The organism is Streptomyces sp. NPDC127190 (genome assembly GCF_042672505.1).
GTDB lineage: Bacteria > Actinomycetota > Actinomycetes > Streptomycetales > Streptomycetaceae > Streptomyces.
Map to the genome: position 1 here is coordinate 88,395 of NZ_JBHXVE010000026.1, position 13,155 is coordinate 101,549.

Annotated in this window: 12 protein-coding genes and 1 pseudogene; 9 read left to right on the forward strand and 4 right to left on the reverse strand. The window is 72.4% G+C overall.

Annotation, left to right across the window (positions count from 1 at the left end; translation table 11 throughout):
• Positions 1-112 precede the first annotated feature (112 nt).
• From ACFVIU_RS31090 to ACFVIU_RS31105, 4 genes and pseudogenes are all read left to right on the forward strand, one after another.
• Positions 113-676 (forward strand): annotated as a pseudogene (locus tag ACFVIU_RS31090) (hypothetical protein); the annotation flags it as partial.
• Positions 663-1,373 (forward strand): class F sortase, encoded by a 711-nt coding sequence (locus ACFVIU_RS31095; RefSeq protein WP_385846579.1) that lies wholly within the window; start codon positions 663-665, stop codon positions 1,371-1,373. The pseudogene ACFVIU_RS31090 and the gene ACFVIU_RS31095, both read left to right, overlap by 14 nt.
• Positions 1,374-1,699: 326 nt before the next feature.
• Complete coding sequence (locus ACFVIU_RS31100) at positions 1,700-3,088, forward strand: aldehyde dehydrogenase family protein (protein WP_385846580.1); 1,389 nt, start codon at positions 1,700-1,702, stop codon at positions 3,086-3,088.
• 15 nt (positions 3,089-3,103) lie between these two features.
• Complete coding sequence (locus ACFVIU_RS31105; RefSeq protein ID WP_385846581.1) at positions 3,104-4,186, forward strand: Zn-dependent alcohol dehydrogenase; 1,083 nt, start codon at positions 3,104-3,106, stop codon at positions 4,184-4,186.
• A gap of 14 nt (positions 4,187-4,200) precedes the next feature.
• Here ACFVIU_RS31105 and ACFVIU_RS31110 read toward each other — a convergent pair whose 3' ends face one another.
• The gene (locus ACFVIU_RS31110) at positions 4,201-4,848 is read right to left on the reverse strand and encodes a TetR/AcrR family transcriptional regulator (protein WP_385846582.1); all 648 of its coding nucleotides are present in this window, start codon (positions 4,846-4,848) and stop codon (positions 4,201-4,203) included.
• 95 nt (positions 4,849-4,943) lie between these two features.
• Here ACFVIU_RS31110 and ACFVIU_RS31115 point away from each other — a divergent pair, with 95 nt between their 5' ends.
• The 3 genes from ACFVIU_RS31115 (at position 4,944) to ACFVIU_RS31125 (ending at position 7,162) form a co-directional block, all read left to right on the forward strand.
• Positions 4,944-6,095, forward strand: a complete 1,152-nt coding sequence (locus ACFVIU_RS31115; protein ID WP_385846610.1) for an acyl-CoA dehydrogenase family protein — start codon at positions 4,944-4,946, stop codon at positions 6,093-6,095.
• Between the two features lie 61 nt (positions 6,096-6,156).
• A complete protein-coding gene (locus tag ACFVIU_RS31120; protein ID WP_385846583.1) occupies positions 6,157-6,444 on the forward strand; it encodes a YiaA/YiaB family inner membrane protein in 288 nt (95 codons plus the stop codon).
• Between the two features lie 94 nt (positions 6,445-6,538).
• Positions 6,539-7,162: a TetR/AcrR family transcriptional regulator gene (locus ACFVIU_RS31125; RefSeq protein ID WP_385846584.1), complete on the forward strand. Its 624-nt coding sequence runs from the start codon at positions 6,539-6,541 to the stop codon at positions 7,160-7,162.
• 4 nt (positions 7,163-7,166) lie between these two features.
• On the opposite strand, the gene ACFVIU_RS31130 is transcribed toward ACFVIU_RS31125, so the two are convergent.
• Positions 7,167-7,628, reverse strand: coding sequence for a MaoC family dehydratase (locus ACFVIU_RS31130; RefSeq protein WP_385846585.1), 462 nt, complete (start codon positions 7,626-7,628; stop codon positions 7,167-7,169).
• 128 nt (positions 7,629-7,756) lie between these two features.
• Between ACFVIU_RS31130 and soxR the strand changes: the two genes are divergently transcribed.
• Positions 7,757-8,215: a redox-sensitive transcriptional activator SoxR gene (soxR, locus tag ACFVIU_RS31135; protein WP_385846586.1), complete on the forward strand. Its 459-nt coding sequence runs from the start codon at positions 7,757-7,759 to the stop codon at positions 8,213-8,215.
• A 49-nt stretch (positions 8,216-8,264) separates the two neighbouring features.
• Here the strand turns inward: soxR and ACFVIU_RS31140 are convergent, their stop codons facing one another.
• Both ACFVIU_RS31140 and ACFVIU_RS31145 read right to left on the reverse strand, forming a co-directional pair.
• Complete coding sequence (locus ACFVIU_RS31140; RefSeq protein WP_385846587.1) at positions 8,265-9,332, reverse strand: RNA ligase (ATP); 1,068 nt, start codon at positions 9,330-9,332, stop codon at positions 8,265-8,267.
• Positions 9,333-9,518: 186 nt separating this feature from the next.
• Complete coding sequence (locus ACFVIU_RS31145) at positions 9,519-10,121, reverse strand: hypothetical protein (RefSeq protein ID WP_385846588.1); 603 nt, start codon at positions 10,119-10,121, stop codon at positions 9,519-9,521.
• A 239-nt stretch (positions 10,122-10,360) separates the two neighbouring features.
• Here ACFVIU_RS31145 and ACFVIU_RS31150 point away from each other — a divergent pair, with 239 nt between their 5' ends.
• Positions 10,361-13,150 (forward strand): penicillin acylase family protein, encoded by a 2,790-nt coding sequence (locus ACFVIU_RS31150; protein WP_385846589.1) that lies wholly within the window; start codon positions 10,361-10,363, stop codon positions 13,148-13,150.
• Positions 13,151-13,155: the final 5 nt, after the last annotated feature.

The following is a 13,155-nucleotide window of genomic DNA, read 5'->3' on the forward strand; positions in this document are numbered from 1 at the left end:
TCCCACCACACCCACCCCCCTGAGTTTGGGCACCCGCGGCGCGGCGCCCCGCGACCCCCCCCCCGCCCCCCGGCGGGGGGGGGGTGGGGGCGGCGCGCCCCCCCCCCCCCCGGCCCAGGGGGAGAACGGCGACATCAGGATCCATCGCGTGGGTGTGCCCTACGGCGTCTCGAAGGACGACCCGACGGTCTGCAAGTTCTACCTGGACGCCGTCAACTTCGACGTGCTGCCCACCATCGCCTACACCATCACGCCCGAGCCCCCGCTGCCCACCGCGGCCACCGTCGCCGGCACCATCCAGCTCGCCGGGGGCGCCGGACACACCGACCCGCTCGGACTGGCCGACGGCCAGTACAAGATCACCTGGGTGGTGGCCGGTGCGCCCAAGGAGAAGGTCTTCCATGTGAACTGCCGTGACGACCGGCACGACGCCGGTGCCCACGGCCCCGGCGGGCAGATCTCGGACGACCGCCACGACGACTCGGCCTGGGGGCAGGGGCAGGGGCAGGGCGACCACAACGGCCCCAAGGGCGGAGTGCACGCGGGCGGCGGCGGTCTCATCGACACGGCGGCCGCCTACTCGCCGGTGGCCGCGGCGGCGGCCGTGGGGCTGGTCGCGGTCGGCGGCGCGGTGTACATCCGGCTGATCCGCCGGCGGCCTCATGGCGCCGCGTAGACGTCGACGCAGGCCCTGGTACCGGACCCGCGCCTACCGCCTCACCAGGACGGCCCTGCTGGTGACCGTCCTGGTGACGGTGGCCGGCCGGTGCGGCTCGGACCACCAGCCCGCCGGAGCCGGCGGGCCGGGCGGCCCGGCCGGGGCGGCGGCCGCCGCCCCGGGTTCCTCCCGCGCCGACGGGCGGGGCGCGAGCCGGGAGGAGTCCGGCGCGCACCCCACCCCGCCGCCCCGCCCACTGCCCCGGTCCCGGCCCACGTCCTTCCGCATCCCCTCGCTCGGGATCGACGCCCCGGTCACGGCCGTACGGCTGGACAAGGACCGGCAGCTGGAGACGCCGCCGGTCGACAGGCCCAAGCTGGTCGGCTGGTACCAGGGCGGCCCCACGCCGGGCGAGTCCGGCACCGCGATCGCCGTCGGCCACCGCGACACCAGGACCGGCCCCGCCGTGTTCGCCGCCCTCGCCCAGATCAAGCCGGGCAAGCTCATCGAGGTCAAGCGCGCGGACGGCCGCAGCGCCGTCTACACCGTGGACCGGGTGAAGGTGTTCGACAAGGCCGGATTCCCCGACCGGGAGGTCTACGGCCCGGTCCGCCGCCCGGAACTGCGGGTGCTCACCTGCGGCGGCCTCTTCAGCCGGCGCACCGGCTACACCAGCAACGTGGTGGTCTTCGCCCACCTGACCGCCACCCGATAGCCGAGCCCGCTCCTCCCTGTCCCCGGAAACCGGGGCGGGGGGCGGCCGCCCCCCCCCCCCCCCCCCGCGGGGGCGGCGCGCCCCCCCCCCCCCCCGCCCCCCCCCCCCCCCCCCCGCGCGCGCCCCCCCCCCCGGGGGGGGGGCCCCCCGCCCCCCCCCCCCGCCCCGGCCGTTTCCCGTCGCGCCCCGCGCTCTCCCGGACCACCGCCCGCCCGCCCGTGCTGTGATGATGTCCCGGTACGACTGGCTCGGGCGGCCCTGGCGCACGAAAACTAACGCCGCTAGTTTGTGTGCCGGACGACGCAGACCCGCCGGGAGGAAGCAGTATGAAGGCACATGACGGCCTGTACATCGACGGCGACTGGCGCGCCGCCGAGGGCCGGGACGCGATCGAGGTCGTGAACCCGGCCGACGAGCAGGTCATCGCCCGCGTCCCCGCCGGGAACGCGCTGGACGTCGACACCGCCGTGCGCGCGGCCCGCGCCGCCCTGCCCGGCTGGGCGGCCACCCCGCCCGCCGAGCGCGCCGCTCGCCTGGCCGCGCTCCGGGACGTCCTGGCGGCCCGCGAGGAGGAGATCGCCGAGACCGTCACCGCCGAACTCGGCTCCCCGCCGGCGTTCTCCCAGGCCGTGCACGCCGCCGTGCCCGTCGCGGTGGCCGGCTCCTACGCCGAGCTGGCCGCCACCCACTCCTTCGAGGAGAAGGTCGGCAACTCCACCGTCCTGCACGAGCCGATCGGCGTGGTCGGCGCGATCACCCCATGGAACTACCCGCTCCACCAGATCGTCGCCAAGGCCGCCCCGGCGCTCGCCGCGGGCTGCACGGTCGTCCTCAAGCCCGCCGAGAACACCCCGCTCACCGCCCAGCTGTTCGCCGAGGCGGTGCACGCGGCGGGGGTGCCGGCCGGTGTGTTCAACCTGGTCACCGGGTTCGGCCCGGTCGCCGGGCAGGCCCTCGTCGAGCACCCGGACGTGGACCTGGTCTCCTTCACCGGCTCCACCGCGGTCGGCCGGCGGATCGGCGCCGTGGCCGGGGCCGCCGTGAAGAAGGTCGCCCTCGAACTCGGCGGCAAGTCCGCCAACGTCATCCTGCCGAGCGCCGACCTCGCCAGGGCGGTGAACGTCGGCGTCGCCAACGTCATGTCCAACTCCGGCCAGACGTGCAGCGCCTGGACCCGCATGCTGGTCCACCGCGACCAGTACGAGGAGGCCGTCGAGCTGGCCCGGACCGCCGCCGCCAAGTACGGCGACCGCATCGGCCCCGTGGTCAGCGCCGAGCAGCAGGCGCGGGTGCGCGGCTACATCGAGAAGGGCATCGCCGAGGGCGCCCGCCTGGTCGCCGGCGGACCCGAAAACCCGCGCGAGAAGGGCTACTTCGTCAGCCCCACCGTCTTCGCCGACGTGACGCCCCAGATGACCATCGCCCAGGAGGAGATCTTCGGCCCGGTCCTGAGCATCCTGCGCTACGAGGACGAGGAGGACGCCCTGCGCCTCGCCAACGGCACGGTGTACGGCCTCGCCGGCGCCGTCTGGGCCGGTGAGGAGAGTGAGGCGGTGGCCTTCGCCCGCCGTATGGACACCGGCCAGGTCGACATCAACGGCGGCCGGTTCAACCCCCTCGCCCCCTTCGGCGGTTACAAGCAGTCCGGAGTCGGCCGGGAACTCGGCACGCACGGGCTCGCCGAGTACCTCCAGACCAAGTCCCTCCAGTTCTAAGGAAGTCCGACAGTCATGGCCGTACGAGCCGCCGTCCTGCCCGCCATCGGCGCCCCGCTGGAGATCACCGGCATCGAGCTGCCCGACCCGGGCCCCGGACAGGTCCGGGTCCGGCTCGCCGCCGCGGGCGTCTGCCACTCCGACCTGTCCCTGTCCAACGGCACCATGCGGGTGCCGGTCCCCGCGGTCCTCGGCCACGAGGGCGCGGGCACGGTCGTCGCGGTGGGCGAGGGCGTCACCCATGTCGCCGAAGGCGCCCCCGTCGTCCTCAACTGGGCTCCCTCCTGCGGCAGTTGCCACGCCTGCGGTCTCGGTGAGGTCTGGCTGTGCGCCAACGCCCTGAACGGCGCCGCCGACGTCTACGCCCGCACCGCCGACGGCACCGAACTCCACCCCGGCCTCAACGTGGCCGCGTTCGCCGAGGAGACGGTCGTCCCCGCCTCCTGCGTGCTGCCCCTTCCGGAAGGCGTGCCCCTGGTGGACGCCGCCCTCCTGGGCTGTGCGGTCCTCACCGGCTACGGCGCCGTCCACCACTCGGCGCGCGTCCGCCGGGGCGAGACCGTCGCGGTGTTCGGCGTCGGGGGAGTGGGTCTCGCGACGCTCCAGTCGGCCCGGATCGCGGGCGCGTCCCGGATCATCGCGGTCGACGTCTCCGCCGAGAAGGAGGAACTCGCCCGCGCCGCCGGGGCCACGGACTACGTGGTGGCCTCCGACACCACCCCGCGCGAGATCCGCGCCCTCACGGACAAGCAGGGCGTCGACGTCTCCGTGGAGTGCGTGGGGCGGGCGGTCTCCATCCGCGCGGCCTGGGAGTCCACCCGCCGGGGCGGCCGTACCACGGTCGTCGGCATCGGCGGCAAGGACGAGCAGGTCACCTTCAACGCGCTGGAGATCTTCCACTGGGGCCGCACCCTGTCCGGCTGCGTCTACGGCAACACCGACCCGGCCCGCGACCTGCCCGTGCTCGCCGAGCACGTCCGGGAGGGCCGGCTGGACCTGTCCGCACTGGTCACCGAGCGGATCGGCCTGGAGGGCATCCCGGCCGCCTTCGACACCATGCTCGCGGGCAAGGGGGGCCGGGCGCTGGTGGTGTTCTGAGGCCGCTTCCCGGCCTACTGCCGAGCCTCCTGGCCCGCCTGCTCGTACTGGAGGGCCAGCCCGTCCAGCAGTGCCGTGAGCCCCGTCTCGAAGGCCCGCTCGTCGATCTTCTCCTGCTGCTCGGCCAGGAGATGGGCCTGCCCGAGGTGGGGGTAGTCGGCCGGGTCGTACGCGCTCGCGTCGTCCACGAAGCCGCCGGCGAACGAGCCCAGCGCCGAGCCCATGATGAAGTACCGCATCAGTGCCCCGATGGACGTGGCCTGGGCCGGCGGCCAGCCCGCGTCGACCATCGCGCCGTACGCGGCGTCGGCGACCCGCAGCGCGGCCGGCCGGCGACCGGGGCCGCGCGCGAGCACGGGCACGATGTTCGGATGGTCGCGCAGGGCCGCCCGGTAGGAGACGGCCCAGTCGTGCAGCGCGGTGCGCCAGTCCCGGCCGTCCTCGAACATCGACAGGTCGACCTGCGCGCTCACCGAGTCGGCGACCGCCTCCAGGATCTCGTCCTTGGTGCGGAAGTGGTTGTAGAGCGAGGGCCCGCTCACCCCCAGCTCGGCGGCGAGCCGACGGGTGGACACGGCCGCCAGACCCTCCCGGTCCACGAGGTCCCGGGCCGTCTCGACGATCCGGTCGGTGCTGAGGAGGGGCTTGCGCGGTCGGGCCATGGCGCACATAGTAGGGCTGCGACTGGAAACTAGCAGTGCTAATTTAAATGTGCAGCTTTCAAGTGCAGCTTTCGAGATGTGGGGTGATCGCCGTGGTGAGTCTTCGCCTGAGCGAGGAGCAGTCCGCCGTCCGGCAGCTCGCCCGGGACTTCGTGCAGCGCGAGATCGCCCCGCACGTGGTCGCCTGGGACCGGGCCGAGGAGGTGGACCGGGCCGTCGTCAAGAAGCTCGGCGAGGTCGGCTTCCTCGGGCTGACGATCGACGAGGAGTACGGCGGCTCCGGCGGCGACCACCTCGCCTACTGCCTGGTCACCGAGGAGCTGGGCCGCGGCGACTCCTCCGTGCGCGGCATCGTGTCCGTCTCCCTCGGCCTGGTCGCCAAGACGATCGCCGCCTGGGGGAACGAGGAGCAGAAGCGGCGCTGGCTGCCCGGGCTGACCGCGGGCGAGTACGTCGGCTGCTTCGGCCTCACCGAGCCCGGCACCGGTTCCGACGCGGGCAGCCTCACCACCCGCGCCGTACGCGACGGCGACGACTACGTCATCAACGGCGCCAAGATGTTCATCACCAACGGCACCTGGGCCGATGTCGTGCTGCTCTTCGCCCGCTCCACCGACGCCCCCGGCCACAAGGGCGTGACCGCCTTCCTGGTGCCCGCCGACACCCCCGGCCTGAGCCGCCGCACCATCCACGGCAAGCTCGGACTGCGCGGCCAGGCCACCGCCGAACTCGTCCTCCAGGACGTGCGGGTGCCCGCCTCCGCGATCCTCGGCGAGGAGGGCAAGGGCTTCTCCGTCGCCATGTCCGCGCTGGCCAAGGGCCGGATGTCGGTGGCCGCAGGCTGTGTCGGCATCGCCCAGGCCGCCCTGGACGCGGCCGTCTCCTACGCCGGTGAGCGCGAGCAGTTCGGCAAGTCCATCGCCCACCACCAGCTGGTGCAGGAGCTGATCAGCGACATCGCCGTCGACGTGGACGCCGCGCGGCTGCTGACCTGGCGGGTCGCCGATCTCGTCGACCGGGGCGAGCCGTTCGCCGTCGAGTCCTCCAAGGCCAAGCTGTTCGCCTCCGAGGCCGCCGTGCGCGCGGCCAACAACGCCCTCCAGGTCTTCGGCGGCTATGGCTACATCGACGAGTACCCGGCCGGCAAACTCCTGCGCGACGCCCGCGTGATGACCCTCTACGAGGGCACCAGCCAGATCCAGAAGCTGCTCATCGGCCGCGCGCTGACCGGCGTCTCGGCCTTCTGAGTACGCACCTGAGTACGCCGGCGGATGTGCCGGGCGGCCCGCTCGCCCGATCCTGCCTGCCATGAGTGACACACCGGTCAAGCAGCAGAGCACGGCCGCCTTCTACGGCCAGGCCGTCGCGTCCTTCGCCATCGCCCTGGCGGCCACCGCCGCCGGTATCGTCCGACTGCACGCCGACGCCTGGGTCCGCGCCTTCCTCGGCATCGCCGTGCTGTACCTCGTCACCTCCGCCTTCACCCTCGCCAAGGTGGTGCGGGACCGGCAGGAGGCCGGACAGCTCGTCAGCCGCGTCGACCAGGCCCGCCTGGAGAAGCTGCTCGCCGAGCACGACCCCTTCGAGAAGCTCTGAACGCCGCGCGACCCGTTCCGAGCGGCAGATCTAAGCGCTCGCTCACCTTCGGCGGTATGGTGGTGTTCCTGTCACCGAGAGGGGCGAGCGAGCGATGAGTACGGCGGAGGAGACGACCGGCGGCGAAGTGGAGCCGTGGGAAGAGGTCACCCCGGACGCGGCCCGGCGGCTGCTCGTCGCCGCCGTCGAGGCCTTCGCCGAGCGCGGCTACCACGCCACGACGACCCGCGACATCGCGGGCCGCGCCGGCATGAGCCCGGCCGCGCTCTACATCCACTACAAGACCAAGGAAGAGCTGCTCCACCGGATCAGCCGGATCGGCCACGACAAGGCCCTGGACATCCTGCGTACGGCGGCCCGCCGCGACGGCAGCGCCACGGAGCGGCTGGCCGACGCCGTCAGCTCCTTCGTCCGCTGGCACGCGGGCCGGCGGACCACCGCGCGGGTGGTGCAGTACGAACTCGACGCGCTCGGCCCCGAGGCGCGCGCCGAGATCGTCGCCCTGCGCCGGCAGGTGGACGCCGAGGTGCGCGGGATCATCGAGGACGGGGTGGCCGCGGGCGAGTTCGACGTCCGGGACGTCAAGGGCACCACGCTCGCCGTGCTGTCGCTCTGCATCGACGTGGCCCGCTGGTTCGACGTGAACGGCCCGCGCACCCCGGAGGAGGTCGGCGCGCTCTACGCCGACCTCGTGCTCCGGATGGTGGGCGCCGCGTAGGCGCTCAGAGGTAGTACCGGGACACCGACTCCGCGACGCACACCGGCTTGTCGCCGCCCTCGCGCTCCACGGTGAAGGCGAGCGTCACCTGCACACCGCCGGGGACGTCCTCGACGCCGGTGATCTTCCCGGTGGCGCGCAGCCGGGAGCCGACCGGGACGGGGGAGGGGAAGCGGACCTTGTTCGTGCCGTAGTTCACGCCCATCTTCACGCCCTCGACCTGGATGAGCTGCGGCCCGAAGAGGGGGAGCAGGGACAGGGTGAGGTAGCCGTGCGCGATGGTGGTCTTGAAGGGACCCGTGGCGGCCTTCTCCGGGTCCACATGGATCCACTGGTGGTCCCCGGTGGCCTCGGCGAACAGGTCGATCCGCTTCTGGTCCACCTCCACCCAGTCGGTGTGGCCCAGCTGCTCGCCCACGGCGGCCTTCAGCTCGTCGGGGGAGGTGAAGGTCCTCGGTTCTGCCATGTTCCCGGCCTCTCGCTCGCGCTCTCTCGCGGTGTCTAAGCAACTGCTTAGCATGGTCGGGTGGGCGGGCGATGTCAACGGATGGCGGACCCGGCGGCCGTGTCGGCCGGGTGAGTAATCTCTGAGGAGTGCCCCAGATTCCCGAGAAGATCCATGAGCTGACCGTCGGCCAGTTGTCCGCACGCAGCGGAGCCGCGGTGTCCGCCCTGCACTTCTACGAGGCCAAGGGCCTGATCAGCAGCCGCCGCACCTCGGGCAACCAGCGCCGCTACACCCGTGACACCCTCCGCCGGGTCGCCTTCATCCGCGCCGCCCAGCGGGTCGGCATCCCGCTGGCCACGATCCGCGAGGCGCTGGCGGAACTGCCGGAGGAGCGGACCCCGACCCGGGACGACTGGGCCCGGCTGTCCGAGAAGTGGCGCTCGGAACTGGACGAACGGATCAGGCAGCTGAACCGTTTGCGCGACCACCTCACCGACTGCATCGGCTGCGGCTGCCTGTCGCTGGACACCTGTGTCCTCTCCAACCCCGACGACGCCTTCGGCGACCGCCTGACGGGCTCCCGCCTGATGGCGGAGGGCCGCTAGCCGCCGGGACGGAGGGCGGACCCGCTGAGCGGATCCGCCCCCGGCACGCTCACTCGTACTCCGTGCCGCCCTTCCGGGTCAGATACGCCGGGCTCACCGCCTTGGCTATCGCCCGGCCCCCGGTCACCTCGCTGTACCGCTCCACCGCGGGCCGTATCACCACGCCCTCGCGCACATGCAGCCCCCGCCCGGACACCGTCTCCCGGCCGCCGGCGAACTCCAGCACCCGCTCGATGTCGTACGGCCCCTCGTACAGCCGGGGCACCAGTGGCAGCTCGCCCGTCAGCAGTGCGGCCGCATCCAGCCAGCGCACCACGCCGTCGATCTCCGCCGAGACGTCGAACACCGCGTACCCCAGCGTGTCCCGGCGGCCGTCCGCGCCGTAGGTCAGATCCTGCACTCCCGCGCCGTACACCTCCCCGAAGATGCCGACCCGGCGCGCCCCCAGCCGCTCGGCGAGCCGGGCGGCCGCCTCGGCGACCCCGTGCGCGTGCACCGCCCGCCAGTACAGGTTCCGCGGATCCTCCTTCAGCGCCAGCGACTTGGCGCCGAAGCCCTTGGAGGACACATAGGTCCGGCCGTGATCGGCGACATACGTCAGCAGGCAGGCCGACCCGTGCAGCTTCTCCGTCAGGACGACCGGCTCGCCCGCGGCGAAGATGTCCGGGTACCGCTGGATGTTCTCGATGTCGACCCAGGGCAGCAGCTCGGCCGCCGGCTCCACCTCGCCGTTCATGGTGGGCGGGATCGGCGGCACCCACTTGGTGATGCCCAGCAGCTCCGCGAAGTCCGTGCCGTCCGCCGCCGCCCGCGCCAGGTCCACGTCCGCCAGCGCCTTCGGCCGGCACACGATGCCCTGGGACAGCTCGCCGCGCAGCCGTACCGCCTTGACCCGGTTGGCCGCGGACCCGGCCAGCCGGCCGGTCAGCCCCAGCTCCTCGATCAGCCCGGGCGGCAGCACGGCCTGCTCGGGGATGTAGACGGCGGCCTCGCCGGTGCGATAGGCGCCCTTGGCGACGACGGCCCGGTACAGGCCCACCTGGGCCAACTCCAGCGCGTCGGCGTCGGGATGCGGGTGGACGGTCAGCACTTCGGCGGTGACCCGCAGCGTGGACATGGGACTCCCCGTGTTCATCGGTTCGGTGACATCGGGTCCACTGTCCGCACGGGAATCGGGTGGAGCGAGCGGATTTGCGGCTGGTAGCCTCGCCCCTTCGCAGCGGAGGGTGCGGCATCCCCCTGCGCACCCCACGCCCCCCTGTGCCCCTCAATGTCCCCCGTGCCCCCGTTACCGTCCCGGCCCTCAGGCCGACATCAGCAGCTGTCCCCGCCGGGCGACGGACAGCACCTGCGGGGTGAGGACGGGCCGCGGCACCAGGATGCCGCAGTCCGTGCAGACCGGACCGGACGACGGCTCGTGGTCCAGGCCGTACCGCCACAGCAGGCGCTCCCCGCCGCACACCGGGCAGCAGGAGCCCGGTTCCCGGTTCAGCGCGGCGATGAGCCTGCGCAGCACCTCGGCCAGCGGCTCGTCCGGATGGACCCGGGGGTCGTCGCACCAGGCGACTCCGAACCCGCCCCAGGTGAGGCGGTGCCAGTCGTCCACACTGCCCGGCCGGCGCAGTCCGTCGTGCTTCTCCTTCCTGCGGCGTTCGGTGAACTCGGTCTCGTAGGCGAGCCAGACGGACCGCGCCTCCTCCAGCTCCTCCAGCGCGGCCACGAGCCGCGCCGGGTCGGGGGAGCGGTCCTCGGGGCCGAACCCCGCCCGGGAGCAGAGGTGGTCCCAGGTCGCCCGATGCCCGTAAGGGGCGAACTTCTCCAGGCACTTGCGCAGTGAGTACCGCCGTAGTGCCAGATCACAGTCCGGATCGCGTACCTGTCTTGCCAGACTCCGGAAACCGGCCATCGCCCTGCACCTCCGTCACACCTGCACCTTGTACTTCGGTCACTTCGGCGTCGTCGCACGGACTTCGCAGATGTCGCCGAATAGACGTATCGACAGGCGATTCGGCTCCATCTCTTCTCGAGTTCTCCTCGCGCTGCTCCCTGTTTCTCCCTGCGGACTCCGAAAAGTGACGCATGTTCATCTTCAAACTCGGGGATACCGGCGGTAACGTTCGCGCACCCCCGTCGCTAGGAGCTGCCATGCCACGGCGAACCCCACGCACCGCCCTGCACAGACTGAGAACGTCCCGCCGACTCCCCGGGTTCCTGAAGACCGCGTCGGTATGCGTCCTCGTCGCCGCACTTCTTTCTCCGCTCGGCCAGACGGCGGCGACCGCCGCCACCGCGACCGCCTCGAACGACTACTGCGGCGGCCAGTGTTCGGACATCCTGCCGCCCGGCGAGAACGGCAACGCGACCCTCGCGCAGATCCTGCTCAACCAGGCCTTCGGCACCCAGCCGTCCCACGCGGAGGACCAGCTCGGGCCGTACGCCGGGCTGGCCACCGGCTACCCGGGCGTGACCGACTCGACCATCAACACCTTCTTCAACGACGCCTCCTTCGGCGTCCCCTCCGACCAGGTCGCCTCCACCGAGAAGCCGGCCGGACGCTCCGACGTCACCATCGTCCGCGACAAGAAGGCCGGTGTGCCGCACATCACGGGCACCACCCGCTACGGCACCGAGTTCGGCGCCGGCTACGCGGCGGCCGAGGACCGGCTCTGGCTGATGGACGTCTTCCGGCACGTCGGCCGCGGCCAGCTGACGTCGTTCGCCGGCGGCGCGGCCGCCAACCAGGGCCTGGAGCAGCAGTTCTACCGCAACGCGCCCTACACCGAGGCCGACCTCCAGGCGCAGATCGACAACGCGGTGGCGAAGAGCGGCGCCCGCGGCCAGCAGGCCCTCGCCGACGTCAAGGCCTACCTCGACGGCATCAACGCCTATATCGACGCCTCCGACAGCGGCCGCTACTTCCCCGGCGAGTACGTCCTGACCGGTCACAAGGACGCGATCACCAACGCCGGCACCATCGACCACTTCAAGGTCACCGACCTGGTGGCGCTGGCGTCGGTGATCGGGTCCCTCTTCGGCTCCGGCGGGGGCGGCGAGGTCAACAACGCGCTCTCGCTGGCCGCCGCGCAGGCCAAGTACGGCGTCGAGGAGGGCACCAGGGTCTGGGAGTCCTTCCGCGAGCGCAACGACCCCGAGGCCGTCCTCACCGTCCACGACGGCCGGAGCTTCCCGTACGCCGCCAAGCCGGCCGCACCCAAGGGCGAGGCCCTGCCCGACGCCGGCTCGGTGACCCAGGAACCGCTCGTCTACGACCGCACCGGCAGCGCCGCCACCGCCGGCGCCATCAGAGCCTCCGCCACCGCCGCGCGGACCGCGCTCGGCTCGGCCAGGCGCGGCATGTCCAACGCCCTGGTGGTGAGCGGCAAGTACACCGCCAGCGGGCACCCGATCGCCGTCTTCGGACCGCAGACCGGCTACTTCGCCCCGCAGCTGCTGATGCTCCAGGAGATCCAGGGCCCCGGCCTCAGCGCCCGGGGCGCCTCCTTCGCCGGCCTCAGCATGTACGTCGAGCTGGGCCGCGGCCAGGACTACTCCTGGAGCGCGACCACCTCCGGCCAGGACATCATCGACACCTACGCCGTCGAGCTGTGCCAGGACGACTACCACTACCTGTACCACGGCACCTGCACCGCGATGGACAAGGTCGAGCAGAAGAACGCCTGGTCACCGACGACGGCCGACTCCACGCCCGCGGGCTCGTACACCATGCGGGTGTGGCGGACGAAGTACGGGCCGGTGGAGTACCGGGCGACCGTCGGCGGCAAGAAGGTCGCCTACACCACCCTGCGCTCCTCCTATCTGCACGAGGCCGACTCGATCATCGGCTTCCAGATGCTGAACGACCCCGACTTCGTCAAGAGCCCGCAGGACTTCCAGAGCGCGGCCCAGCACATCAACTACACCTTCAACTGGTTCTACGCCGACTCACAGCACACCGCGTACTACAACAGCGGTGACAACCCGGTGCGGGCCGACGGCGTCGACGCCGAGTTCCCGGTCTGGGCGCAGCCGGCGTACGAGTGGCGGAACTGGGACCCGGCCGGCAACACCGCCGACTACACCCCGGCCTCCGCCCACCCCAACTCCGTCGACCAGGACTACTACATCTCCTGGAACAACAAGCAGGCCAAGGACTACACGACCGCGCCCTGGGGCGACGGCTCCGTGCACCGCGGCAACCTGCTGGAGGACCGGGTGAAGAAGCTGGTCGCGGCCGGCGGGGTGACCCGCGCCAAGCTGGTGCAGGCCATGGCCGGCGCCGCCGTCACCGACCTGCGGGCCGAGGACGTCCTGCCCAGGCTGCTCAAGGTGATCGGCACCTCGGCGGTGACCGACCCCACGGCCGCCGACGCGGTGAAGAAGCTCCAGGCCTGGGTCAGCGCGGGCGCCCGGCGCACCGAGACCTCCGCCGGCTCCAAGACGTACGCGGACGCCGACGCGATCCGGATCCTGGACGCCTGGTGGCCGCTGCTGGTCAAGGCCGAGTTCGAACCCGGTCTCGGCAGCGACCTCTACACGGCCGTCACCGACAACCTGCCCGTCGACGAGGCCCCGTCCGCCGGGCACGGCCCGACCGGCTCGCACGCCGGAAGCTCCTTCCAGTACGGCTGGTGGAGCTATGTCGACAAGGACATCCGGGCGGTGCTGGGCGAGAGCGTCCAGGGCGGGCTCGCCGAGAAGTACTGCGGCGGCGGCGACCTCGGCTCCTGCCGGGACGTCCTGCTGAGCACGCTCAAGCAGGCGGCCGGTCTGACCGCCGCCCAGGTCTACCCGGGCGACGACCAGTGCTCCGCCGGCGACCAGTGGTGCGCCGACTCGATCGTCCAGCGCACCCTGGGCGGCATCAAACACGGCAAGATCAGCTGGCAGAACCGGCCGACCTTCCAGCAGGTCGTGGAGTACACCTCGCACCGGTGAGGCGT